Below are 25,148 nucleotides of genomic sequence, written 5' to 3'. Positions count from 1 at the left end.
CATCAGACTTGCGTCCATTGTGGAAGATTCCCTACTGCTGCCTCCCGTAGGAGTTTGGGCCGTGTCTCAGTCCCAATGTGGCCGGTCAGTCTCTCAACTCGGCTATGCATCATCGCCTTGGTAGGCCGTTACCTTACCAACTAGCTAATGCACCGCGGGCCCATCCTTTAGTGACAGCTCGAAAGCCGCCTTTTACTGCTTGAGCATGCGCTCTCGCTTCTTATTTGGTATTAGCACCTGTTTCCAAGTGGTATCCCAAGCTAAAGGGCAGGTTGCCCACGTGTTACTCACCCATCCGCCGCTCGCGCTCTTAACTTCCTACCGAAGTATTCCGTTAAAATTGCTCGCTCGACTTGCATGTATTAGGCACGCCGCCAGCGTTCGTCCTGAGCCAGGATCAAACTCTCATTTTTAAATGTTTGTTTGAATGTTTGCTCATTCGTTCCAAGATTCGCATCTCGGATTTATTTGCTTGCGAAATTGACTTCGCTCTTTTGTTTTGGGTTCTTGATAACCCGCACATTTTTGCGAAAACATTGTTCAGTTTTCAAGGTACTACCTGCTGCTCTAAAGCAGCTTTTTTATTTTGCCAGATTCATCTGCTTTTGTCAAGCACTTTTTTCTGACTTATTTTTGCCATCTTACCGGACAGCGTTTATTATCTTACTAAAACATCTGACTTTTGTCAACTGCTTTTGCTTGATTTTGTTTTGAACTCGTTACTTGTCGTAACTCGCTCAAACACAAGTAATACCTTACTCTTTTTATCTTAATTCGTCAACTTAATCATTTTGTTCGTTATTTAAGTAAATTAGTAATCAAATTAGTTTTGTCTAATATCTGATACTGCAATTTTTCGTTTTTATGACTAGACCAATTTACTAATTATTCGTAATTTGATCATTTTTTCAAGTATTGCAGCAAAAATTTTTTACAAAAAAAGCGCAAGTTTATTAAACTCACGCAAAAAATAATTGTTTCTCTAAATTAGAGTTTCTTCTTTAGTAATTTTTGTCATTCCGTTCATATAAGGAACCAAAACTTCTGGTACAGTAACTGTGCCGTCTTCATTTTGATAGTTTTCTAAAATTGCGGCAACAGTTCTACCAACAGCCAAACCTGAGCCATTAAGAGTATGTGCTAAATGCAATTTGCCATCTTCATCGCGGTAACGAATTTGTGCACGACGGGCTTGGAAATCAGTACAATTTGAACAACTGGAAATTTCACGATATTTATCTTGTGCTGGCATCCAGACTTCCAAATCATAAGTTTTGGCACTAGTAAAACTGGCATCCCCAGTAGATAAAGCAACTACATGATATGGTAAATCTAGTTTTTGCAGTAAATGTTCAGCGTTATGAGTCAGCTTTTCTAATTCATCCCATGAATCTTCCTGCTTACAAATTTTTACCATTTCGACTTTTCTAAACTCATGCATTCTAATTAAACCACGAGTATCACGCCCAGCTGAACCAGCTTCGCTTCTAAATGCTGGTGATAAAGCAGTAACATTGATCGGCAACTTGTCACCATGAATAATTTCATCACGGAAGTAGTTAACAAGAGGTACTTCAGCAGTTGGAATCAATGTTAGATCCCGTGGTTTGTCCGGATTATCATTATCAACAATCGTATAGACATCCTCGCGGAACTTAGGGAATTGCCCTGTGCCCTGCATTGATTCATCATTAACTAAATATGGCGGAATTATCTCTGTATATCCTTCCTTAGTGTTTTCATCAAGGAAGAAGTTAAAAACAGCTCGTTCGAGTAAAGCACCGGCACCCTTATAATAAACAAAACGGGCACCCGAGACTTTAGCTCCTCTGTCCCAATCCAAGATATCCAAATCTGTACCAATGTCCCAGTGCGCTTTAGGCTTAAAGTCTAATTTAGTTGGTTCATGCCATTTACGCACTTCTTCATTATAACTTTCATCCGGTCCGATTGGGTCAGAATCATCAGGGAAGTTAGGCAGTCTCAACAAAATATAGTTTTGCTTTTCAGTTAATTCAGCAACCTTGTCATCAAGTTCCTTAATTTCCTGTCCAACTTCACGCATTTTTTGCACTGCAGCAGAAGCATCTTCTTTATTCCTTTTTATTTCAGCAATTTCTTTTGAAACAGTATTACGTTCCGCTTTTAACTGCTCGCTGCGGTTTAATTCTTCACGCCGGTCAGCGTCAATTTTGACTAATTCATCCAATTCTTCCGGCTTAACGCCACGTCTGCCAAGTTTATCCTTAGCCCAATCAAGATTCTCGCGAATCACCTTAATATCCAGCATCTTTTTACCTCCACAAAAAAAGCCAATTCATCCCATCAAATTGGGACGAATTGGCTTATACATGGCTTCGCGGTACCACCCAGTTTCAGCTTAATTAAGCTGCACTTCATTAAGTCGGCGATAACGATGCCGCGTGCCGTGTAACTATTAATTACCCACATAAATGGAATCTGGAAACGACCTCTATTCGCTTGCACCACTATGCGAACTCTCTTAATCAGTCTTAGGATTCCGTGTTTGGATATTATTTTAAGCTATTATGCATTTTTTAGCAAATAAGTTTTAATGTTTTTTAGAATTATTTTAGTAAAACATGTTGCTTTTACAATTTAAATTTTTGCTCAAGATCAAACCAATCTGATTTTCTTAACAAGAAAAAATCCTCTTGATATTTAAAAAGGTTACTTACTTTACTCATATCGACCGAATAAATCAGCTTAAACCCTAACCGAGCAAGTAAATTTTGTGAACGAATATTATTTTGATAAGTTCCAGCCCAGATTTCCGACTGATTAAGCTTTTTGAATGCATAATCAAAAAGTATTTTTAAAGATTCCGTCATATACCCGTGACCGGAAAAGTCTTTATCAAGCAGGAAACCAACTTCTTTAGTATGCAGCAGTTCTTCTTCGTTAGTCCCCCTATTATATAGTTCAACTAAGCCAATTAACTGCTGCGAATTTCTCAAACAAATGCCATAACTATATTTTCTGGCAGCATACTGACCCACGGCAACTTCAGCTTCTGCTAAATTTTGATAATGACCAAAGCCGGCTAAACGCTGATAATATTCATCTTGGCCCCATTTAAGTATAGTTGGTGCATCGGCTAGATTAAATGGCCGTAAATAAATGCGACCGACCATTAGTGACCAACCAGTTTGAGCAACCAGTCCATGCCGAAATCAAGTGCGAAGCTATAAGCAAGGATAGTCCAAGGCTTACCCAATATAATTATCCAAAAATAAGTCCAGAACTTCATGTCGGTTAAACCAGCTAAAAGGCAGAGGACATCATCTGGTGCCATTGGTGCGACAATACAGATCGCAAAAAACCAGTTAAATTTACGCTGATTTTTGGTCCACTTCATATATTTATCAAGAGTTTTTTCAGAAACGATATGGAGAATAAACGGTCTGCCATAAAAACGCGCTAAAAAGAAGTTAATAATCGAGCCAACACAAATTCCCACATAGTTATAAATAAATCCGGCTACCGGTCCAAAGAAAATAACCCCGCCCAGAAGTGAGACCCCGCCAGGAATAATAGGAATAACAACTTGAATTATTTGGATTAAAACAAAAATAATTGGTCCGATTATTCTCTTATTAGCCAAATATGCTTTCATTTTAGCTTGACTAGTAAATATTCCTATTTTGTACCAATAAATACACAAAAGAATAATAATAATCCCACTAACAACGGTCAGAATATTTATTAATCTTCGACTAGCTTTAGCAGACAGATGCATAACTTACCTCCAATGTTAAGCCTCATTTTACCAAAAAATATGCAGCGTGATTAGTTTTTAATTCATTAAATACTAATATTTAAATAATTTAAATATTTCGCTTATAAAAATAAAAGGAAGCTAGTTTTAAAGCAAGTACAGCTTTCAGTTAAAGTATAATAGATACTAACAATATAATTTTTGGAGGAAAACTTAATGACCCAAATTATCACTGACGTTACTTATGATAAACAGAGAAAATTGCAAACAGATATTTACCAACCAGATAACAGTAATTCGAATGATATATTGTTGTTTTGGCATGGAGGAGGCTGGTTTCGGGGAGACAAAAGCAGCTTCAAAGACTTATGCGGTAAAATTGCTGACCAAGGCTTTACAGTTTTTGCACCTAATTATTCCCTTGCACCACAACATCTTTTTCCGGCCGCGCACCAAGACAGCATTAACTTTGTTGAATGGTTGTTAAAAACTGACTTTGTGAATCATAAAAAGCTCAGCATTACCCAAATTGGTGCTAGCAGTGGCGGCACAATGGCACTTAAAATTGCAGGTAAATATGGCTTCCCTACTGTTACTTGGTCTGCTCCTGTCAGCTATTCAGCTTGGATGAAAAATCATCAAGACGTTACACCAGCAGTTGATGGACGTAAAGAACTGGGCTTATCTGATTTACATGATATCAATAATGCTTTTTATAAATATTTTACTTTGGCTTATGCAGGCTCAAAAGATGAAGCAATATTAAAAAAGATGGATGCTAAATCTTATGATTACACTAATTTACACCAGTTATTAATGATTAATTCTGCAGATGAGCTATCACCTACTTCATACTTACTCGATTTTATTAACTATTTAGCGCAAAATAATCACGCAGTTGACTTAAAAATAATATCCGGCACCAAGCATGCAATGTCTTACGCTAATCAATATTTAGAATGTTCGTTAAATTATCTTCTGCAAGCAATAAAATAAATTTTATTATTTACTTACTAATTATTAGTAAAATATTCTGTATGTGATATAATAATTGATGAAAACGTTTTATATTTTTGATAAGCTTATCTTACAAATATTTTTAAGGAGATAACATTATGGCTAAATATCAATCTATTAATCCTTACACTAATGAAAATTTTGCCAGCTACGACAACCCGACAGCTGAACAAATAGAAGATGCACTGAATTTAACTAACGCACTTTACCAAAAATGGCGTCATGAAGGGCCTGAAACTCGAACAGCAACATTGCACAAAGTTGCAGATGGCTTGCGTGAACATAAAAAAGAAATGGCTGAAATCATGACCCGTGAAATGGGTAAAATGATTGGCGAATCTGAAGGTGAAGTTGATCTTTGCGCCTCTATTTGTGATTACTTTGCTGATAAGGGTCCCGAATTGCTAAAACCTGAACCAATTGATTCTCAATTAGGTGATGCATATTACCTAAAGCAAGCTACTGGCGTTGTAATGGCATGTGAGCCTTGGAATTTCCCACTTTATCAAGTTATCAGAGTATTTGCACCTAACTTTATTGTTGGTAATCCTATCATTCTGAAACATGCCCATAATGTTCCTGGCTCTGCAGCTTTGATTGCTAAAATCATTAAACAGGCTGGAGCACCCGAAGGCAGTCTGATTAATATGTATCCAAGTTATGATCAACTTGACCAAATGATTGCTGATCCAAGAATTCAAGGAGTAGCTCTAACCGGTTCAGAACGTGGTGGCTCTTCTGTTGCAGAAAATGCTGGCAAAAATCTAAAGAAATCGACTATGGAACTTGGAGGTAACGATGCCTTCATCATTCTTGACGATGCTGATCCTGCAGTTTTGAAGCAGGCTCTTAGTTCAGCCAGAACCTATAACGACGGACAGGTATGTACTTCTTCCAAACGGATTATTGTCGTTAAGTCGCGTTATGAAGAAACATTGCAAGAATTAAAGAAGGTCTTTTCTAGCTTAAAAGCAGGAGATCCGCTTGATCCAGCTACTACCTTGCCACCGATGAATTCACAAGCTGCTAAGGAAAAACTGACTAAACAAGTAGATAGTGCTATTGCAGCAGGAGCAAAAGTGTTCTACCAATATCCTGAAATTGATTCAGATGGTGCTTTCTTCCGTCCAACTATTCTAACCAATGTTGATCGTGACAATCCTGCATTTGACCAAGAATTCTTTGGTCCAGTTGCTATCATTTACGAAGTAGAAGATGAAGATGCTGCTATTGCTTTAGCTAACGATTCCAGTTATGGTTTAGGTTCCTCCGTTATCAGTTCCGATATTAAACGTGCACAAAATGTAGCTGCACAAATTGAAACTGGTATGACAGTAATCAACGGCACATGGATCAGTTCTGGTGAGTTACCATTCGGTGGTGTCAAAAAATCAGGCTATGGTCGTGAACTTAGTGACTTAGGTTTGATGGCTTTTGTCAACCAGCATTTAGTAATTTCTATGCCAACAAAATAATCAGTATAAGAGCATAAATTAAAAAAGCTGATGAGTAGCGTTTATATTAAACGTTAATTCATCAGCTTTTTTGTTGTCAATCTTTAACGGTGGCGTAAAAGATTGTATCCTGTTAGCCCCGTCGTCATTACGCTGGCTAAAATCAAGAAATATGTTGACGCACCGATTGATACCGCATATAAGAGTAGTTGACTAGTGATGCTATGTAAAATTCCTCGGTTTGACAGTGTGCTGTTAGACATTCTATAAATAAGGTAAATTAGAAAAACAGTTTCAATTAGAGAAAGGACAAATGCAATTGTCCTATTCTTTTTAGTATCCCTCATAGTATTATAAATAATAAATAGCGGAATCAGAACCATGACTAGCCAAATTACACAAAGCACAACTCCAGAAAGTAATGTGGCATTGGAAGAAAAAAGTCTGCCAGCAAGTCCGAAAGTGACTCGTGTAATTGACATTTTTTGACCGTAAGTCATATCTAAGACAGATGCACCAGACCCGGTAAATAAAACTATTAAGTTTATAACTGCTAGTAAAACGACTAAAAGCTGGACAAAGGTAAAATGCTTGTTTACCTGAATACTCTCCATATGTCTGCTACCCTTCTGGGCCAATCTGCTTTTCGCTTTAACTTTTTCTTTCGACTCAGCCACATTATTAAACATATTAGACCCGAGTTGATTTACTTTTTCTGTTAGCCGTAGATCCACAGTATAGCGCTCTATCTTTTCTGCACGACTACAAACAAAGTAGAGCCAAACGAGTAATGCAAAAAAGCAAATCCAGCCAAAACTACGGGAAAAACTCATGATAATTAATAGTGCAATTCCCAACAGAAAAACAATCATGCTGTTAACATGAATCCATTGCAGCATGCGCTCAATAACTGAATTTTGTTTTTCTGGATAAAATTCTTGCCGGTAGACTTTACGACTGGCAATTTTTTTAGCGGTTTTTTCATCTTCAAAATGAGCTTTTTCGTGCTGGTCTGTGAAAAAAGTTTCACGATATTTTTGTAAATCAAAGTGACAATTAGGACAGGTAACATCCGCATCAGTAATGGGACGACCACAGTTTGGACAAGTAGTCATAAGAAACTTCCTTTAATCAATAATTATAATAAGTTAATCATAAAACAAAAATAGCGATAAGGAAAACGTCTTTATCGTTATTTTAATACAATATTTTTTTACTGTAATTTTTGAATTTGTTCTTTAACTTGCTTTATCTGAGCAATTGAAGCCTGCGAATCAAGCATTAAGCGATCCAATTTAAATTTGAGCAATTCTAATTCATTATTATTGCTACTTGCAGGCTTCTTTTTCTGTGCTGCGGAAGTTATTAAACGTCCGTTTTTGATTTGCCAATTTTTAACTTTGAGTTGTTTAATAAACGCCTGATCATGTGATACCAGTATCATAGCAAATGGATAGGCAATAACAAATTCAGCCAGTGCATTAATCGATGCAATATCTAAAAAATTAGTCGGTTCATCGAGCAGCAATAAATTATATTGACCAGTAATTATTTTAGCTAGGTTGAAACAGACGAGCTGACCGCCACTAAGATCACTTATTTTATGCTCGCCATACTGACGTAAATGCAAATCGCCTAAAACTTGCATAGTTGAACTATGATCAAACATACTGGTAGCAAAAAGAGAATCAAATAAACTTTCATCAGTTTGGCTTGTCATAATGTTTTGGTTAAAATACCCTATTTTAATTTTAGGATTATAAAAACCAGCCAACTGTTTGTTCTTGATTTTTTCCAGAAAAACAGATTTACCAACCCCATTTTGTCCAGTTAAAACTACTTTCGCCATATAATCGAGGTTAACTTGTTGCTCAATGGTAAAGAGCTTTTGCCCATAAGCATTAACCGGTTGTTTCTCTAGCCGTAATGCTTTGCTTTTAGAAGAAATAGACAGGTCAGTTATTGCGCTATTGCCATTTTTCAAGGTAATTGCATGATGAATTTGCGGCTTTTTTAGTTCTCCTTTTTCCTTATTGATGCGGTTAGCGAGACTTTTACTAGCTCTGATAACATTGTTTGCAGCTTTTTGCTTGCCCAGCGACTTTGAGCGCCAATCAGATGAAGAAAGTCCTTTTTTATTATGAGAAAAAGTCCTAGCCTTATTGACATGCTGATTATAACTTTTCTTTAACTGTTCAATATGCTTTTTCTTTTGCTCATATCTGGTTTCAGCTCGTTTTTGCTCATCTCGGCGAAAACAGCAAAACTCCTCATAAGTCCCTGAAAAATTTTTGATTTCTTTATTTTGAATATACCAAACTGAATCACAGACGCTATTTAAAAAGTTCTGGTCATGGCTGATAATTAGGCAGGCAATTCTGCTTTTACTTAATAACTTTATTAGCCATTGTTGCTCTTCAATATCCAAATTAGAAGTAGGTTCATCCAAAAGTAGTAAGCCGTTAGGCATATTTTTTAACTTAGCAATTGCTTCTCTGAGAGCCAATTTTTCTCTTTGACCGCCACTCTTATCACCGGCATCAAGTAGTTGCGGGACATAAGCAAAATTACAGTTTCTAGTAATTTCACCTTTAATTGTAAACATATCTGTTAATTTTTCTTGAGCAAGGATTCGCATTAATGTGGTTTTACCAGCACCATTGTTACCAATCAAACCAATTTTTTGCCCAGAATTGATGCTCAAATTTGAGACCGTCAGCAGTGTAGAAGCTGCCACGCCAATTTGTAAATAATCTATTTTAATTAATTCCACTATAAGACCTCAATGTGTACGCGTAATTCATAAATAAGTTGCAATATTAAGTTGCTAAATTATTTCTCCTGTTAAAGTGAATTGCCCTACGTTGAGTTAAAGAAGTGGTTATTGCTTTAAAACTGCAACTAGAGCTTATTGATTATTTACTTGTCTTGACATTCCAGTATTCCTTGCTTTCTACTTAAAATTTTATTAAAAAACATTATACTATAACTAATCAGCTTTTGTAAACCCGCTAAAAAGTGCATCAAAAAAGGGTTGAAATCCTCTAAACTAGAATTTCAACCCTTTAATTAATTTCAATTAGTTTTTAGCACGCTTATTTTTGTGCCAATGAACACCTTCATAGGTCAACTTGACTGCAGCTGACAAAGTGATTGGCATAATAAATACTAAAATTAGCAGTCCAATAATCACTGCCAGTGCAACTTCAATCAGAGTCGGAATTCCTGATGGAATTAGCGCGGCAAACGTACCACCTAAAATAATGGCAGCTGAAACTACAACTGTTCCAATTATTCCACACGCTTTAAGCATCCTTTGACTCGGACTGCCGCCTTCAAGTTCACGATAACGTGTCATTAAGAAGATACTGTAATCAACACCCAAGGCAATTAACATGATAAAGCCGAAGAATGGCGTGTTCCAGGTTAGCATAGTTTTGCCTAAAGTAGCTTTAACTACCCACTCTGTAATTGATAATGAACAGAAGTAAGCAATTAAGAGCGTACCCAAGATGTAAACAGGTTGCAAAAGTGAACGAGTTACAAAAATCAGGGCAATACCAATTCCAATCAACATTATGGCAGCAGTTCTAATAAAGTCTCTGTTGGCAATATCCTTAATGTCAGCGATGTTAGAACTCTCGCCACCCATTGCTACTGTGGCTTTCTTAAGACGAGTACCTGCAAAAGACTTTTTAGCCATTAAGCTCAGATCTTGCGCCTTCTTAGTTGCTTTAAGACTACTTGGATTTGACTTGAAGACAATCATCAACATAGTTGACTTCTTGTCAGGACTCAAATAATTCTTAATCGAAGTTTGGAAAGTATCGTTTTTAATAAATTCTTGTGGGATATAGAAAGTATCTGCAGCTGAAGAACTTGCTAAACCAGTAAGATAAGCCGCTCCTTGACCAAGTCCGTTATTTACTTGATCCACACCATTTGTAATCTTAGGTGTGCTTGAAGCCAACTTGCCAGCACCAGAGTTCAGTTGGCCAACGCTGGAATTCAACTGGCCAATACCGGAGCTCAGTTGACCTGTACTGGAATTAAGTTGGCCAATACCTGAAGTTAACTGACCTGCGCTGGAATTAAGTTGACCAATGCCACCGTTCAAAGTAGCAGCCCCACTGTTTAATTGGCCAGAAGCAGTAGCTAATCTGCCGACACCAGATTGCAGCTGACCCATTTGACCAGATACATCTGGCATTGAAGCAGAAGCTTCTGCCCATGATTTTTCTAGAGCAGCTCCTGCGGCCTGCATTGCCGCCATCTTCTGCTGTTGGGTTAAGCCAGGAATACTGCCAATACTCTTAGCCAAGTTGGCTTTATAGCTCTTTTCTAAAGCAGCTTTGGTATTTTTCTGCGCACTTGCAATACCGGCACTACCACCTTTGAGCTGAGAATTTAATTGGTTTAAGCCACTAGTCATTTGCTGTGTACCGTTTTGCAAGCGACTTGCACCACCTTGCAATTGACCAGTACCATTTTGTAATTGGCTGGCACCATTTTGCAATCTGCCAGTTCCGCTTTGCAATTGACTTGCACCGTCAGCTAACTTGCCAGTTCCGCTTTGCAGTTGACTAGTACCATCAGCTAATTTACTTGCACCCGCAGTAAGCTTCTTACTTGCACTGCTTAATTTGCCTAAACCAGCACGTGCCTGATCAACTCCTTGATTGACAGTATCTAATTGATTCTTAACGTAGAGTTGATCAATGCTTTCACCATAAGGTTGGGTAACAGAAGTCACAAAAGCTACATCGTCTGATGCCTGGAGCTGTCTAGTTAATTGATCAATTAGACGTAAGTCGGCTTCATTATCAAGTTTGTGGTCACTCTTAATATAAAGAGTTGATGGTTCGGCCATTCCCTTTGAAAAGTGGTCTTCAACAACGAGCATCCCTGCTTTAGCCGGCACGCTGTTATCAATCTCATCCGTGTCATCATAGTTCAAGTGACCGGTATACATCAGACCAAAAGGAAGTACGACTACAGCTAACACAATTAAATAAATAATTGGGTGGGCAAGTGTACCTTTTGAAATACCATGCCACAATTTATCTTCATGTTCACCAGTAAATTTCTTCACCGGCCAGAACATTTTTTCTCCCAAAACAGCCATGAAGAACGGGTTGAGTGTCAAAAGCACTATTAATAAAACAGCAACACCGACTGCAACACCAACGGCTGATTGGTAAATGGAAAAGTTGGCTAAGCTAAGAGCTGAGAAGCCAATTAAAATGGAAGAACCGGAATAAAGAATTGTTTTGCCAGCAACCTTTAAGGCACTGTTCATCGCTTCGTAGCGATTCATCCCTTTACCCAGATCTTCTTTAAATTTATCATACAAAAGAATGTTATAGTCTGTACCAATTCCGAACAGCACAATAATCATAAAGACTTGCGTGAAGTTAGAAAACGGGAAGTTCTGGTATTTAACTAGGTTGGTAACAATCGCAAATGATGTGATAAAGGAAACGCCAACCGTTAGTAATGAGATCAAAGGCACAATTGGTGACCTGAAGACAATTACTAACACGATGAAAATAAAGATAACAGTTATTACCTCTGTTTTCTTGATCCCCTCTTGAATTGCATTTGAAAAAGCATTCTGTAAAACATCTGCACCAGTGACATAAGTTCTAATGCCAGCTGTTTTAACTGCTTTAGTTAACTGCGACTCAACATCATTAATCGGTCCGTGCTTTTTGGCCACGTTTAACTGCATTATCCAGGTAGTATTATCCTTTGATTGCAGCTTTTTCTTCGTAGCAATATTATCGTCTGGACCTAATACCATTTTGATACCGTATTGGTCCTGATCATCTTTTAATCTGCTAACTGTTTCGTTAATGGCATCTTTATCATCAGCAGTCAATTTACCTTTTTGCTTATTAAAGACTACAGCAATTTGGTAGGTGTCTTTTTGTTTAGGACCCCAGTCATTTTGAATTGACTTTGCAACTTCACTTTGAACATCTGACGGTAAGGAAATATTTGAGTGCTCACGGGTTAACCCTGTAACGTCCGGCAAAGCCACAACAGAAATGATTAAAATTAAAATCCATGCAATTAACGAGAAAATATGATTTTTTACTAGTTTATGCACTCTGATTTTCCTTTCTATTTTTTTGCAATAATTTCTTAGGCTGAACCAATTGAATAATTAGTTCATGATAACCCTGGTCAGCCTCTTCACTAGTTTCTTCTGTAAAAGAATCTGATACATCTAAGAAAACGTATCCTAATACTGCCCCAATTAAGGAATGGAGCGAAACCGTGCTGTCACTTCTTAAATTTAGTTTGTCAGCCAAAGCTATTATTTTTAAAATTTCTTGAGTAATAGCATCGTCTTTTTTGTATTCGTTCAAATGATAAAGAATACTAATTAATGCGGGATCGTCCAAAATAAAGTCGCGGACGATATCAGCAAATTTAAGTAAAGCCTCTTCACCTGAAATTCCAATCAAATTATCAACTAATTTTTTACCTAAAATTTTAATTCTGCTTGCACCTACAAGCGACAACAATTGCTTTCGGCCTGAAACATAGTGATAGAGTGACTGCGAACGAACGCCTAACTCCTTAGCTAGGTTCGGCAGAGTGGTCGCGGAAAGTCCCTTTCGTCCAATCAGCTCCGTCGCCTTCGCAATTACCTTATCTAAATCAAGGCTTCTTTTTTTAATCATTTTCACCCCTCCTTTTGACAGCATAGTGAATAATATAGCACTACAATGTGAAGAATACAATCTACAAACTGTAAATTATTTTAATTAATAAAAAAAGCCCCAAAGCCTTTATTTAGCGGGGCTTAAAAGTTAAAGATTTGGTAAAGCTCGCAACAATATTGTTATTTAAAAAAGTTATTAACTACTTTACCTAATTTAACAAAATTATGGTCATTACTACTCCACACACTGACGCAGTATGCATTGCCATTAGATTGGACCAGCGCTACGTTTGCTTTACTGTCACCGATGGCATATATCAGACCTTTATGATCACGGACAATCTTGGGCTTATTTTTAGCCGTACTTAACGTACCCAAAACCTGATTGGAGTATTGTCTGCTTAAAATTTGATCATGGTAAAGACTCACCATGATTTTATTTAAATCATTGGCAGTAGTTAAAGCTGCAGGTGACTTAGAAAATTTGTTTTTTATTACTGTATCCTTAGCACCTGTTTTTTTAATAACTGCGTTTACCTTTTTAGATTTAACAGTACGAAGAAGGGCATTAGCCGCCGTTGGGTCACCTTGCATCATTAATTGCTTTAAATAAGATGCATTGTAAGCAATTCCCTTTTGCAAAAGCTTTTCTCCTTTAACGCGATCAGCTTTTTTTATTTTGATGGCTTTATTGGCAATGGACTTGCCGTGTTGCTCTTGATAAGTCATTGCAATCAGCAAAAATAAACGGCTAATAGAATTTACCCCGTGATGTTGAGTAGTATTAGAAACGCGGGCAAATTTATTATTAGTAAGATCCTGCACACAAACCTGATAACTCTGTTCTTTTCCCATTACTTGGGCAATGCTTTCTGCCCATTTTTTCTCACTACCAGAGGCAATTTTAATATGATTAGGATATTCAACGTTAGCAACTTGTGGTTCATGAACTGACTTTTGTCCTTTTTTATTTCTCACAACCTGTTCTTGCTTTTCGCCAACAATTTTTAAACTGCTATTCTCCACTCTTTTGAGGTTGGCAGAATATAGCATAAAAGCAATTAAAGCCGAAATTAATGAGCCTAACAAAACTTTGTTTTTCATATAAATGCCTCAATTTAAAAGAAATGATGTCGTTTCATTAATACAATTAGCCAGACCATCAAAAAAATTGTGATCAGGGTGATTGCAATCCAGTCAGATGAACTATGGCCAACTGGAAGACTGACATTCATACCGTAAAACCCAGTTAAGATAGTGGGAACAGTTAAAACCAAAGACCAAACAGTTAAGAACTTCATAGTATCATTCAGGTTATTGTTCATCATATTATTGGAAGTTGCTGATAAGGTTTGCGTAACCTGCTGCGAAATTTTCACCATTTCTGCTGACTGATTCGATTCAATCAAGACATCATCAAGACGTTCACGACCAGGCTTAGTAAAATCTAGTTTAGACATTTTTAAACTATGCAACATCATCAAATTAGTCTGAATTGAACTAGATAAATACACCAGACTTTTTTCAATATTGGACAACTCTACTAAATCTTTATTGTTAATATCACCGGAAAGCTTTTGGTCCAAACTGTTGCGTTCAGTGTCAAGCTGCGTAACCGCCCGTTGAAAATACTGTGATAAATACAACAAAAACTTCATTAATAATTCCGTGACATCTTGTGCAAGAGATAATTCCCGTCTTGTTGCAGTATCATTGAATTCATCAAAGACATAGCTGGTTGATTGCGTATGAAAAGTAAAGATGTTCTGACCTGATATTAAAAAAGTTACAGGATGCGCTGTAAAATGCTTAATCGCTTTAGTAGGCCAAATAGGTACATCGTAAACAAGCAAATTAATGTGCGTGTGCGTATCATAGTCATAGTGCGGCCGCTCATGTCTGTCTGAAATATATGTAATCATATCAGGAGTGAAATTAAAATCTACTTGCAGCTTGTTGCTGTCCTCTTCACTCAAATTACTGATGTCATACCATTTGTAATTGGTCTCCACCGGAAACTTTTGCTCTCTAATCACTTTCTCACCCCTGGCCGCTATATTTAGTTGATATTATTACCAGCTCTCTTATGCCATTATTATCTTACCATTCAAGTGAAAAACGACAAATAAAAAAACAGGCCTCGGCCCGTTTTTTTAATATTTTATCACTTAACTATTGTTTCCACGCAGCATCAAATTTGTTTTTACCTGTTGTAATAGCCTTTTCTACATTACGGTTCTTTTGCGCAGCTGACAAAATTGATTGCATAATAGGAGTCAATTGACTATATGTAGCACTTGAATCCTTGATTACAGGAACGCTGTAGAGTGAATTGGAATTGAGAATATCCTCTAATTTTGCCGGCAGCTTAAAGTCCTTGTTTGCCTTATATTCGTCAGACTTAGTAGCTGTTTCATTAACTGGAATATAACCAGTTTCCTTTGCCCATTTAATCTGACCGTCTTTAGAAGACAAGTATTTCATAAATTTAAAAGCAGCTGCCTTTTGCATAGCACTGGCGTGGCTAAACATATAAATATCGGTCCCTTGCGACATCGTGTACTTACTTGGACGAGCTGCAACTTCATAAGTGAAGCCCTTCTTAGCCGCCTGTTTAATCCAAGTCTCAGTTGAAGAAGAGGTCACAAACATAGCCAATTTTTGATTGGTAAATGGGATATAAAGATATTTATCTGAACCAGGCATTCTGAAGTAGCCCGCTTTTTCTCCATTTATAAAGTAGTTAAGCAACTTTCTTGATTTAGTACCGGTAAAATCAATTTTGCTGGAGAAATTCTCGCCTTGATTTTTCATTCCTAAAACGTAGTAGTTGTCTAAGTCATCAAAGCCGGCACCAACTACCTTGTGATTACTCTTTTGGTAAATAGTTTGCGCTGCCTTTTTAACCTCAGTCATAGTTGTAGGTACTTTGGTGATACCATACTCCTTAAACATCTTGGGGTTATAAATTAAAACTTCAATTGACTTATTAAACGGAATACCATATTGGGTGCCTTTGATTTGGGCACCATTCAGCATATCCTGTTTAATGCCTGATGCAGCAACGCTGCCCCAACCGACATCTTTATTATTAATGTATGGCTTGAGGTCTACCAACATCTTATTCTTGGCTGCACTTTCAAGCCAACCCGGATAAGCCTGGGTAATGGTTGGCAAATTCTTAGGTGATTGCAAAGTTGAAGTAATTTTTGATTGCAGATTATCATAATCACCTTGTTGCTCAAGTTTAATTTTAATCTTAGGATTTTTATTCTCGAAGTCCTGAGCTAAACTTTTCAAAGTTTTTTCCTGAGCACCCTGCATCCCGTGCCAAAAAACAACTGTAGTTTTCTTAGTTACTTTAGGAATTTTGTTTGAACTTGATGACGACGAATTGCTGTTATTTGAACAAGCAGCAGTTCCAACTAAAGCCAAGCCCGCGACTGCCAGAGCCGCCAGCTTTTTACCGAAATTCATAATATTATTTTTTCCTCCAGAATATTTTTACGCGCTCACTAGTGATACTGTGAGCATTAATTCTCACTTATTGTATAGCAGATATAGATTAATTACAATAAATTAACCAAAAAAATTCGGCTTTATTTGTATATTTTACTTTATTTAATTATATAGTTCACTACATTACGAACATTTATTAGAAAATTATTCTCTTGGCCTTTATTGCCACAAAAAAAGAGCCTGCCGTGAAAAGACAAGCTCTATGATAAAAATTGCTATTTAGTTTTTATTGTTTCCAAGCAGCATCAAATTTTGTTTTACCTGTTTTAATTGCATCATTAACATTTTGCTTCTTTTGTGCAGCAGCTAAAATGTTTTGCATAATTGGATTTAAGCTACCGTAAGCTGCACCGGCATTCTTGATAATTGGCACGCTATACAGGTTAGCCATTGCATCTTCAAGTTTAGCTGGCAGCTTAAGCTTCTTTGAGTCCTTGTACTCGGCAGAATCAGCAGCAGCTTGATTAACTGGAACATAGCCGGTTGCATTAGCCCATGTAAGCTGACTAGCTTTTGAAGTTAGGAACTTGATGTAGGTAAATGCAGCAGATTTTTGGTCAGCTGAAGCATGCTTAAACATGTAAATGTCAGTACCTTGTGACATGGTGTATTTACCAGGACGAGGAGCAACATCATAAGTAAACTTATTGCCTACTCCTTGTTTAACAAAGCCTTCACCAGCAGAAGTACCAATGTACATTGCTACCTTTTGGTTAGCAAATGGTCCGGATAAATAGTGCTCTGAACCAGCAACTCTGAAGTAGCCTTCTTTGATGCCATCTGCATAAAAATTAATAACTTTCTTTGAAGTGTCGCCAGCAAAGTCAATTTTACTTGAGAAGTCAACGCCTTCATTCTTCATGCCTAAAGTGTAGTAGTTTGATAATGAGTCAAAACCAGCACCAACGACTTTATGATTACTCTTGTTGTAGATGATTTGTGAATCTTTCTTCAGCTCATCCATAGTAGCCGGGGCTTTTTTAATACCATATTTCTTAAGCAAATCAGCATTATAGGTCAAAACTTCGATTGACTTGTTAAAAGGAATACCATATTGTTTACCATTAATCTTAGCACCATCAAGAAGTGCACTCTTGATATTAGAAGCTTCACTACTGCCCCAACCAACTTCTTTACTATTAATGTATGGCTTTAAATCAACCAGCATGTTTTTGTTGGCAGCATTAAAGAGCCAGTCAGGATAGGCCTGAGTAATGGTGGGCAAGTTGTTAGGTGACTGCAAAGTTGAATTAATTTTAGCTTGTAAGTCGTTATAAGCACCTTGATTTTCCAATTTGACCTTGATCTTAGGATTTTTGCTTTCAAAGTCTTGTGTCAACTTCTTTAATGTAGCTTGTTGCACACCTGTCATACCATGCCAAAAGACAATATTGGTTGTCTTCTTGACTTTAGCAATTTTTTCTGAACTTGAAGATGAGGAAGAATTAGAATTGCTTCCGCCATTTGAACAAGCTGCAGTACCAACAAGAGTTAAGCCAATAGCAAACGCAGCGGCCAACTTTTTACTAAACTTCATTTGGTTAAAACCTCCCAAATATAAAAACTAAACAACATTTTTATGATTAATCAAAGCGTAACTGTTTGATTGCGCTTTGGTAAAATCCTGTTACCATAAGGGTTCTCTACCAGCTCCGGATGCAATGTGTGCACAGGAATCAGTGTTGGTGGTTGAACCAAATCAATAATTTGTCTTAGTTCTTTTTCGTCAGCGTGACCAGAACAACGCAACATTTGAACTGCAATATTTTGCTTCTCCAACTTTTGCAAAAATGGCTGATATGCTGGATCGAAATCTCCTAACGGCTCAGCATTTGAATGAATATATAAGCCTCCTTTTTGCAAATGTTCAAAATCAGCAACTGCCTGCCAGAGGAATTCGTGATCATCGTTTAGCAGTTCTTTGTATTGAACAGCCAATTCTGGTTTCAGATCAGCGAATTTCTGCTCCCCTGGCAAGTAGTAATACGGCAAATCCTGATTAATGCTTTCCTTGAGCAAGTGAGCTCTTGCGGCATGTAAAACAACTTTACGCGGTGAAGCAGAGATAATGCGCAACAGTCGCTCTACATTGGTCGGATAAGTATTGAAAGTGATTTGCCGGTTAGGATTATCTTTTTGTAACTGAACAAATTCTGCGGTTAACTCATCCTCATTTTTAGGGCCGGTAAATTCTTCGCTATTTTCGTCATGCTTTTCTTCCGGCCAAGAAAAGCCGGTTGCCTCAGTAATTAAAACGTCGCAGTCCTTTGCAGCTGTCAAAAATTCTTTGACCCAATCAGGATGATAACCGTGCAAGCGAATGTCACCGGTATAAGCAATTGCTAAATCGGGTGTCTTAACTATAAGGCCAGTGGCACCATAGGCATCGTGGTCGCTAGGCCAAACAGTCATCGTAATATCGCCTACTGCTATTGGCTTTTGGTACTCAGCCGCAATAATTGGGCGAGTATAGCTGGGTTCATGCTTAGCAGCTGGGAGTAGAAAGTCCCCTTTTTCATTCAAAGCCGGCAGCATCTTAGCCGTTAATGGTCCCGCATATAAAGGTATTTCGGGTGCCAAAAAATTCATGGCCTTGCTGTGATCCAGATGAAGGTGCGATATGTAAGCAGCAGCGTGTTCCCACCGTTCATGATCAAGCGCCTTACCAGTTAATTCTGGATCATAAAAGTTAGGTACATCCCCAATCAACTGATTATTAACTAAAGTCTGGTATTTTTCATCAGGCAGATTCAATTCCGGTCTGTAGACCTCACCCAAGTCAAACAAAACATGAGACTTGTTATAAGCTACTTCAATCATTGGCCCGCCAATAGTATTTAAGCCGTTGTAAAAAGTGATGGTGGTTTTAGCCTTTAAGGTCATTACGCACTACCCCCTTGATGATCTGCTTTCTAAAGATTAAGTACAAAATTAAAATTGGTAAAACAGTTAAAGTTGCAGCAGCTAATTGCAATTGCGTCTCACTGCCGGCGTCAGAAGCAAAGGCCGACAAACCATTATTTAGAAGGCGCATCGTATCTTCATTGGTAACCAGCAATGGCCAGAGAAATGAATTCCAGCCAGAAATAAAGCTAAGCAAGCCGACGGTAAACAAACCGCCCTTTGACATCGGGACTAAAATTTTCCAAATGTAGTCCCAATCGCTGGCACCGTCAATCATGGCCGCTTTATAAATCGTATCCGAAATTGAACCAAAGTAGCTCTGCAAGTAATACATGTAGAAAATGGAAGTCAAGAACGGCAAAACCAATCCTACATAAGTGTTGAGTAAACCCATATGAGCAATTGTGTTGTAGTTGGTAAAAATAATTGCTTCACCTGGTACCATCAATAAAGACAATAGCACCAGTTGAATTAAACCTTTACCTTTAAAACGCAAATTGACCATGGCAAAAGCTCCCAGCAAAGAGTTAAACAAACTAACAATCGTGGTCACGCTGGCTGTTAGAACCGTGTTGAAAAAGTAGCGCCCAAATGGGGCACGTGCAAAAACTTTGGCGTAGTTGGACCATTCAAAATGGTGCGGTATCAAAGTTGGCGGAATCGAAGTGGTTTCCTGAAAACTCATTAAGCCGCCCAAAATCATATAAATAAAAGGAAAAACGGTAATGATGGCAAAGATAAATAAAATAATGTAACTGAATAAAACCCCAATGCGAATTCGTTTCATTTAATATTCTCCTATCTTCTTCATCATCTTGCGTTGCAGGAATGTCGCAAACAGAATTATCAGGAATAAGATGACTGTTGCCGCCATAGCAACACCGGGAGTACCGACAATTTGGAACTTATTGTAAATATAGAACACTGCAGTCGTTCCCGAATTACCTACTCCGGCCTGACCGTTAAAGAGGGCATAGACAGAAGTATAAATCTTAAATGCTCCAATAACATTCATTGTCAACAGAAAAGCTATTGTAGGAACAAGTTCGGGCATGGTAATCCGCCAAAACTTGTCACGACCACTGGCACCAAACATATCCGCTATGGTGTAAAAATTGGGATCAATATTACGCAACGCTCCCATTAATATGACGATGTTAAATGCTAAAGATGACCAAATACCAAAGATAATGATGGTCGTTAACGACATTGCTGGATCATCAATCCAGTCGGGAGCTGGTAAATGCAGGCATCTGAGCACGAAATTTAACATACCGTAATCACCGTTAAAGATATAGCGAAAAACTATCCCAATGGCAATTGTCGAGGTGACATAAGGCATAAAAAACGTAGTTTCAAAGAATGATTTATGTTTTACTTTGTCAAAAATAATCCACGCCAGCATGATCGAAATAGCTAGACCAACTGGTACAGAAATAATGGCATACAGTACAGTATTCTTAATCGCTAACCAGAACTCCGGGTCTTTAAAAATATATTGATAGTTGCTAAAGCCATTCCAGCGCAGGTCAATTAGCGAACCACTCTGAAAGCTCATCCCAAAAGCGCGCAAAATGGGATAAATACTAAATAACGTGACAAAGATAATAGTTGGTGCTAAAAAAAGCCAAGCCTTCTTTTGATTAGTCTTCATTAGTAAACTCGCTCTCCTTCAGGCGTAAATAGAAATATCCTATTAAATCGCATTTTGAGTTTAATTTGATCGCCCCTTTTAATTGGAGTCTCCAGATTAATTAGTGAACGGACTTGCTGATTATCAAATGTAAATTTCAAAATACGTTCACGTCCAATTAATTCAATATCGTCGACCTTCGTCTCAAACAGACCATCAGGGTCGGGCACAATATTTTCGGGTCGCACAGACAAGATATACTCACCATCTGGAATTTCGCGTTTAAAACGGGACTGTTCCAGATCAGCAAGATTAATCGTAAATTGGCTTGACTTTAATTCATTTGCAGTTTTAGTTATTTTAAAGTTATCAATTACAGGATTGCCAACAAAATTGGCTACAAAATAATTATTAGGCTCCAGGTAAAAGTTTTGCCCTAAATCATCTTGTTGAATAACACCGTCATTAAAGAGAATGATTTTATCTCCGATTGATAATGCTTCTTCTTGATCATGGGTAACAAATAAGGTAGTAATACCAACAGACTTAACTAATGAACGAATTTCTTCGCGAATTTTAAGGCGCAATCTGGCATCCAAATTGCTCAATGGCTCGTCCATTAATAAAATTTGTGGTTCTTGCACCAATGCACGTGCAATTGCTACACGTTGTTGCTGTCCACCAGATAAATTACCAGGTTTTTGATCAGCCAATTCAGTAATTTGGGTTAACTCCATATATTTGGTAGCAATCTTTTTGGCTTCCGCCTTTGGCTTCTTATTAGCTCCTACAATTAGCGGAAACATGACGTTTTGCAAAACAGTCATATGTGGATATAATGCATAGTTTTGAAAAACGTAGCCAATATGGCGGTCCTTGGGTGCTACTTTGACGACCGACTTACCGTTAAATAAAATATCTCCCTCTGTGGGATTTAGTAAACCGGCCAAGATATTCAAAATGGTTGTTTTGCCACACCCAGAAGGTCCTAAAAGACACACCAAATCGCCCTTTTTAACAGAAAAACTAACATTTTTAATCGCTTCATGACCGTTGTCATAAACTTTCCGCAGGTTTTTCACTTCAACAAATTTATTGTTATCCATTAACTCGCACCACTATCATCTTTATTTCTTCTTTTTCTACTCTCCTAATTTTAAGATAAAAAGCTTGAGAACACAACCTAATTTGCTTGATTAAAATTCGTAATTTTCTTATCATACCATCGCATAAGAGCTAAATATTCGTAATTATTGCACAAATTACTAATTATTATCAACAAATAACTTTTATTGTTCTTTTTTAATTACTTTGCTGCAAACAGAATAAGCGGCAGTAAAACTTGCTGCCGCTTTAGTTAATCTCTTTATATATTAATTATTAATTTATCCGAACATTTGGTTATTTTTAGTGGGGAAATTTTGCCTTGAAAGCTAAATTAATAGTTTTCTTTCACATAAATTTCATGATTGACTTTAGCCCGACCATTATTATAGTTAAAAGAATAGCCTGGCTGGACGTTAAATAAATAAACGTTAAAATCCAGTGTGCCATCAGTTGACACAGCCTGTAAATTAATCCCCCGCGCCATTAATTCATTGCCGCGAAAGATGGGTGTGGCCTGGTAAATTACTTTTTTATTCTGCCTGAGCGCCACACGAATACGGCTTTCAAACATTGTCTGAATCCTCTGATTTGAAAAAGCAGACTGGGTGAACAAATTTTTCGGATTATTTTGGTCACCAGAAAGATTACGCGGATTAAAATTGCCGTCAAGATCAATACCTGCCGAAACAGAATAAGCTATGAGGTGGCCGCGATTATAAATTTGAGTACCATTGCGCCGGTTATAATGCCAACCCGTTGGTTCGATAAACTGCCGCTCTCTTAAGCTATCATTAGCCACATTACGTTTTTGCAAAAAAGCCGTATTGGAATGGGAAGTTCGGTTTAAGCTGTCCAAGTCAGAATATATTACCCGGTTAACGCGCCAGGCATTTTTAATTAAAGTTGAATGGTCATTATTAACTGTAATATAAGAAGAACTGCCGCTTTTAAAATCTAAATCAGCCAATTTTTGATAGTCCTGGCTGGATAAGCCACCATAAACTTTTGCAGCGGGTTTAGCTTTTTCTATTTTATTATCCTTTTGCTGGTCATTGCGAGTTATTCTATTCCTCGTTTGTTGGCCACTGGGGTCTGACCCACCTTTAGTTGCAACAAACCAGAATAAAAACAAGATAATAATGACAATTGCCCAAAAATCCGCGTTAGTTGTCTTAGTATTTCGTCTGCTCCTCCTGCGTGCCATTCACATTGCTCCTTAGTTAATAATAATTAAGTATAGCTAATCGAACTGTTGTTTGCAACAGGAAATAATAAAAAAGCAAGGCTGAACAATTTCCTTGCTTAAATTCTAACTTCTGGCCCATTCATCAAGCATATTTAAAAAATAACTTTCAGACAGCCGCTTAATCTTGCTGCCAGCACGGTTATATTCCTTGGCCTTGAGAGTTTCCGGATTAGTTTTACTAAAAAAGCCGTCATCACTCATAATTAAATAGTCTGTATCTGGCTTAACACCAGTCTGGGCTAGACCGTTCATATTATTTACCATTTGAGCTGCTTGCGCCCTATCCATTTCTACTTCAGGAGCAAAGGCAATCTTTTTATTATTAACCGGATTGCGAAAGCCCAATTCCCAGGCTTCCAGTTCCGCATGCAGTAAATCCATATTTTTGAGCTTGCCTTGTGCTTCTTGCAAAAGTTCAGGTGTAAAATGCTGGCGAAAATCATCATAAACTTTTTTAGTATCAAGGGAGTCAGCTAAGCCGTGGTGCTGCTCAACTTGGGCAATACCAGCGCGCTGAATGCAGTCAAGCAAGCGATTATGTTGCATGGGATAGTAAACACGAGCCAAACGCAACACATCGACATAGTCGTTATTTAATTCTGGTAAATGAAACTTTTTGGCCAAATCATACAAGAAATTTAAGTCAAAATTGACGTTATAGCCAATGATAATATCCGCGCCAATAAATGAGCGAAAAGCTGTCATTGCCTCTTTTACCGGTATTCCCTCTTTAAGAAGCAGCTCTTCAGTAATGCCATTTAGCTTGGTAATAAAACTGGGTACCCGGTTCGATCGCGGATAAACAACCAATTGGCTAAACTCAGCCACTACTTTGTTATTGCGGACTTTAACTGCACCCATTTCGGTTACATGATCACGGTAGGGATTTAAACCTGTGGTTTCGATATCCAGCATAGTATAGTCGGAAATAAAGTCGGGCCATTCCTGCCCTTTGCCCCGGATTTTATTCTGAACGCCAGAAACATGGAGCACGCCATTTTTTACATAAATACTCATTGAGAATCAGTTACTCCGTTACAAGATTATTAATTAAACTAACTGTATCTGCATTTGTACCGGCACTGCGCTCCTGAATTTCCGGTAACAACGTCTCCTGCGGATAATCTGCAGCGACATAAGACCATTGCGGGTATTCTGCAACCAAATGTTCAATTGGTTCGCGCAGTTGCGGACTGGTTTCATCAACTCCCAATTCCAAAAAGACAGTCTTTTTCTCTTCATTACTTGTTAAAAACCAGCGAAAACGGGAATTGGCAACAGTGTCGGGATAAAAATGGTCATTAAGCGGCAGATGAATTTCCAATGGCTGACCACATACCTCACATTTTGGTACTAATTTTGCTAAATCAGTACCTGGCTTGGCCGCAATAATTTTTTCAGCGGCAGTCTGAATGTTTGCAAGACCATGATTAATCCCACTCGCACATTGTGCTTTAGTCCAATCGCCAAATGCGTTAAAAATGCGGTTTTCGTTAAAACCGGCAGTTTCGAAAAAGTGGCCAAATGCTGAGGTAGCAACAAAATACTGTCTATGACTAATTAGTCGTAACAAATTTTTTAATGTACTACTTGGGCGGTAATCAAAGGAGTATTTTTGAATAAGGCTTGACCACAGTTGCCATTTTTCAGACCATGAAGGAATATGTTGATCCAGTGCATATCCGACTGAATGAACATCATATTTTTGGACAATGCTGGGAAAATCACGTTCAAAATCTGCTTGACCTAAAAGATCAAGTCCCTCAACTTTTGCCAAACCATTACCAGCAACTACAACCACAGCCTCCGCCTCTTGGACTAACTGCTTTGCCTTATTCAAATTTTCCATTTAATTC

The 25,148-nt window shown here is 37.8% G+C and carries 20 protein-coding genes and 1 rRNA gene; 2 read left to right on the top strand and 19 right to left on the bottom strand.

Translation table 11 applies throughout. The annotated features are described in order from the left end of the window. The 4 genes from GYV61_RS04365 to GYV61_RS04350 all read right to left on the bottom strand — a co-directional run. Positions 1 to 413: ribosomal RNA gene (locus tag GYV61_RS04365) — 16S ribosomal RNA — on the bottom strand; the annotation flags it as partial. Positions 414 to 982: 569 nt separating this feature from the next. Continuing rightward, on the bottom strand, positions 983 to 2,290 hold the full coding sequence (gene serS / locus GYV61_RS04360) for a serine--tRNA ligase (RefSeq protein ID WP_174794934.1): 1,308 nt from the start codon (positions 2,288 to 2,290) through the stop codon (positions 983 to 985). Positions 2,291 to 2,612: 322 nt separating this feature from the next. Continuing rightward, positions 2,613 to 3,155, bottom strand: coding sequence for a GNAT family N-acetyltransferase (locus GYV61_RS04355; RefSeq protein WP_174794933.1), 543 nt, complete (start codon positions 3,153 to 3,155; stop codon positions 2,613 to 2,615). Further along, on the bottom strand, positions 3,155 to 3,760 hold the full coding sequence (locus GYV61_RS04350; RefSeq protein WP_110445626.1) for a TVP38/TMEM64 family protein: 606 nt from the start codon (positions 3,758 to 3,760) through the stop codon (positions 3,155 to 3,157). The genes GYV61_RS04355 and GYV61_RS04350 overlap by 1 nt, the downstream gene beginning before the upstream one ends. 195 nt (positions 3,761 to 3,955) lie before the next feature. Here GYV61_RS04350 and GYV61_RS04345 point away from each other — a divergent pair, with 195 nt between their 5' ends. Both GYV61_RS04345 and GYV61_RS04340 read left to right on the top strand, forming a co-directional pair. Then, positions 3,956 to 4,735: an alpha/beta hydrolase fold domain-containing protein gene (locus GYV61_RS04345; RefSeq protein WP_174794932.1), complete on the top strand. Its 780-nt coding sequence runs from the start codon at positions 3,956 to 3,958 to the stop codon at positions 4,733 to 4,735. A gap of 119 nt (positions 4,736 to 4,854) precedes the next feature. After that, complete coding sequence (locus GYV61_RS04340) at positions 4,855 to 6,231, top strand: NAD-dependent succinate-semialdehyde dehydrogenase (protein ID WP_174794931.1); 1,377 nt, start codon at positions 4,855 to 4,857, stop codon at positions 6,229 to 6,231. Positions 6,232 to 6,314: 83 nt separating this feature from the next. Here the strand turns inward: GYV61_RS04340 and GYV61_RS04335 are convergent, their stop codons facing one another. The 15 genes from GYV61_RS04335 to GYV61_RS04265 all read right to left on the bottom strand — a co-directional run bounded on the left by GYV61_RS04335 (position 6,315) and on the right by GYV61_RS04265 (position 25,141). After that, entirely contained in the window at positions 6,315 to 7,325 is a 1,011-nt protein-coding gene (locus GYV61_RS04335) for a zinc ribbon domain-containing protein (protein ID WP_174794930.1), read from the bottom strand. A gap of 98 nt (positions 7,326 to 7,423) precedes the next feature. Continuing rightward, on the bottom strand, positions 7,424 to 8,983 hold the full coding sequence (locus GYV61_RS04330; protein WP_174794929.1) for an ATP-binding cassette domain-containing protein: 1,560 nt from the start codon (positions 8,981 to 8,983) through the stop codon (positions 7,424 to 7,426). 306 nt (positions 8,984 to 9,289) lie between these two features. Next, the gene (locus GYV61_RS04325; RefSeq protein WP_174794928.1) at positions 9,290 to 12,322 is read right to left on the bottom strand and encodes an MMPL family transporter; all 3,033 of its coding nucleotides are present in this window, start codon (positions 12,320 to 12,322) and stop codon (positions 9,290 to 9,292) included. Further along, entirely contained in the window at positions 12,315 to 12,902 is a 588-nt protein-coding gene (locus tag GYV61_RS04320; protein ID WP_174794927.1) for a TetR/AcrR family transcriptional regulator, read from the bottom strand. The genes GYV61_RS04325 and GYV61_RS04320 overlap by 8 nt, the downstream gene beginning before the upstream one ends. A 161-nt stretch (positions 12,903 to 13,063) precedes the next feature. Then, a complete protein-coding gene (locus GYV61_RS04315) occupies positions 13,064 to 13,987 on the bottom strand; it encodes a serine hydrolase (protein ID WP_174794926.1) in 924 nt (307 codons plus the stop codon). A gap of 14 nt (positions 13,988 to 14,001) precedes the next feature. Then, on the bottom strand, positions 14,002 to 14,919 hold the full coding sequence (locus GYV61_RS04310; RefSeq protein ID WP_174794925.1) for a magnesium transporter CorA family protein: 918 nt from the start codon (positions 14,917 to 14,919) through the stop codon (positions 14,002 to 14,004). A 136-nt stretch (positions 14,920 to 15,055) separates the two neighbouring features. Beyond that, entirely contained in the window at positions 15,056 to 16,360 is a 1,305-nt protein-coding gene (locus GYV61_RS04305; RefSeq protein WP_174794924.1) for an extracellular solute-binding protein, read from the bottom strand. 268 nt (positions 16,361 to 16,628) lie between these two features. Then, positions 16,629 to 17,939 carry an extracellular solute-binding protein gene (locus tag GYV61_RS04300; protein WP_174794923.1) on the bottom strand — a complete coding sequence of 437 codons (1,311 nt, stop codon included), beginning with the start codon at positions 17,937 to 17,939 and terminating at the stop codon, positions 16,629 to 16,631. A 50-nt stretch (positions 17,940 to 17,989) separates the two neighbouring features. Continuing rightward, on the bottom strand, positions 17,990 to 19,285 hold the full coding sequence (locus GYV61_RS04295; RefSeq protein ID WP_174794922.1) for an MBL fold metallo-hydrolase: 1,296 nt from the start codon (positions 19,283 to 19,285) through the stop codon (positions 17,990 to 17,992). Beyond that, positions 19,269 to 20,093, bottom strand: a complete 825-nt coding sequence (locus GYV61_RS04290; protein WP_174794921.1) for a carbohydrate ABC transporter permease — start codon at positions 20,091 to 20,093, stop codon at positions 19,269 to 19,271. Before GYV61_RS04290 ends, GYV61_RS04295 begins: the two co-directional genes overlap by 17 nt. After that, the gene (locus GYV61_RS04285; protein ID WP_046324309.1) at positions 20,094 to 20,960 is read right to left on the bottom strand and encodes a carbohydrate ABC transporter permease; all 867 of its coding nucleotides are present in this window, start codon (positions 20,958 to 20,960) and stop codon (positions 20,094 to 20,096) included. It lies immediately after the preceding gene. After that, the gene (locus GYV61_RS04280; RefSeq protein WP_110445615.1) at positions 20,960 to 22,045 is read right to left on the bottom strand and encodes an ABC transporter ATP-binding protein; all 1,086 of its coding nucleotides are present in this window, start codon (positions 22,043 to 22,045) and stop codon (positions 20,960 to 20,962) included. The genes GYV61_RS04285 and GYV61_RS04280 overlap by 1 nt, the downstream gene beginning before the upstream one ends. Before the next feature lie 332 nt (positions 22,046 to 22,377). Continuing rightward, on the bottom strand, positions 22,378 to 23,250 hold the full coding sequence (locus tag GYV61_RS04275; RefSeq protein ID WP_174794920.1) for a DNA/RNA non-specific endonuclease: 873 nt from the start codon (positions 23,248 to 23,250) through the stop codon (positions 22,378 to 22,380). A 105-nt stretch (positions 23,251 to 23,355) separates the two neighbouring features. Then, positions 23,356 to 24,309: an exonuclease domain-containing protein gene (locus tag GYV61_RS04270; RefSeq protein ID WP_174794919.1), complete on the bottom strand. Its 954-nt coding sequence runs from the start codon at positions 24,307 to 24,309 to the stop codon at positions 23,356 to 23,358. 10 nt (positions 24,310 to 24,319) lie between these two features. After that, positions 24,320 to 25,141, bottom strand: a complete 822-nt coding sequence (locus tag GYV61_RS04265; RefSeq protein ID WP_174794918.1) for a Sir2 family NAD-dependent protein deacetylase — start codon at positions 25,139 to 25,141, stop codon at positions 24,320 to 24,322. Between the last annotated feature and the right edge of the window lie 7 nt (positions 25,142 to 25,148).

The sequence above is a fragment of the Lactobacillus melliventris genome, assembly GCF_013346935.1.
Lineage (GTDB): Bacteria > Bacillota > Bacilli > Lactobacillales > Lactobacillaceae > Lactobacillus.
This window is presented reverse-complemented; position numbering and strand designations above follow the sequence as displayed.

Excerpts from the sequence above, each read along its gene's own strand:
- GYV61_RS04285 (WP_046324309.1), bottom strand. The coding sequence starts at position 20,960 with ATGAAGACTAATCAAAAGAAGGCTTGGCTTTTTTTAGCACCAACTATT.
- GYV61_RS04305 (WP_174794924.1), bottom strand. The coding sequence starts at position 16,360 with ATGAATTTCGGTAAAAAGCTGGCGGCTCTGGCAGTCGCGGGCTTGGCT.
- GYV61_RS04270 (WP_174794919.1), bottom strand. The coding sequence starts at position 24,309 with ATGAGTATTTATGTAAAAAATGGCGTGCTCCATGTTTCTGGCGTTCAG.
- serS (WP_174794934.1), bottom strand. The coding sequence starts at position 2,290 with ATGCTGGATATTAAGGTGATTCGCGAGAATCTTGATTGGGCTAAGGAT.
- GYV61_RS04280 (WP_110445615.1), bottom strand. The coding sequence starts at position 22,045 with ATGGATAACAATAAATTTGTTGAAGTGAAAAACCTGCGGAAAGTTTAT.
- GYV61_RS04315 (WP_174794926.1), bottom strand. The coding sequence starts at position 13,987 with ATGAAAAACAAAGTTTTGTTAGGCTCATTAATTTCGGCTTTAATTGCT.
- GYV61_RS04290 (WP_174794921.1), bottom strand. The coding sequence starts at position 20,093 with ATGAAACGAATTCGCATTGGGGTTTTATTCAGTTACATTATTTTATTT.
- GYV61_RS04350 (WP_110445626.1), bottom strand. The coding sequence starts at position 3,760 with ATGCATCTGTCTGCTAAAGCTAGTCGAAGATTAATAAATATTCTGACC.
- GYV61_RS04355 (WP_174794933.1), bottom strand. The coding sequence starts at position 3,155 with ATGGTCGGTCGCATTTATTTACGGCCATTTAATCTAGCCGATGCACCA.
- GYV61_RS04335 (WP_174794930.1), bottom strand. The coding sequence starts at position 7,325 with ATGACTACTTGTCCAAACTGTGGTCGTCCCATTACTGATGCGGATGTT.
- GYV61_RS04300 (WP_174794923.1), bottom strand. The coding sequence starts at position 17,939 with ATGAAGTTTAGTAAAAAGTTGGCCGCTGCGTTTGCTATTGGCTTAACT.
- GYV61_RS04340 (WP_174794931.1), top strand. The coding sequence starts at position 4,855 with ATGGCTAAATATCAATCTATTAATCCTTACACTAATGAAAATTTTGCC.
- GYV61_RS04320 (WP_174794927.1), bottom strand. The coding sequence starts at position 12,902 with ATGATTAAAAAAAGAAGCCTTGATTTAGATAAGGTAATTGCGAAGGCG.
- GYV61_RS04345 (WP_174794932.1), top strand. The coding sequence starts at position 3,956 with ATGACCCAAATTATCACTGACGTTACTTATGATAAACAGAGAAAATTG.
- GYV61_RS04275 (WP_174794920.1), bottom strand. The coding sequence starts at position 23,250 with ATGGCACGCAGGAGGAGCAGACGAAATACTAAGACAACTAACGCGGAT.
- GYV61_RS04295 (WP_174794922.1), bottom strand. The coding sequence starts at position 19,285 with ATGACCTTAAAGGCTAAAACCACCATCACTTTTTACAACGGCTTAAAT.
- GYV61_RS04265 (WP_174794918.1), bottom strand. The coding sequence starts at position 25,141 with ATGGAAAATTTGAATAAGGCAAAGCAGTTAGTCCAAGAGGCGGAGGCT.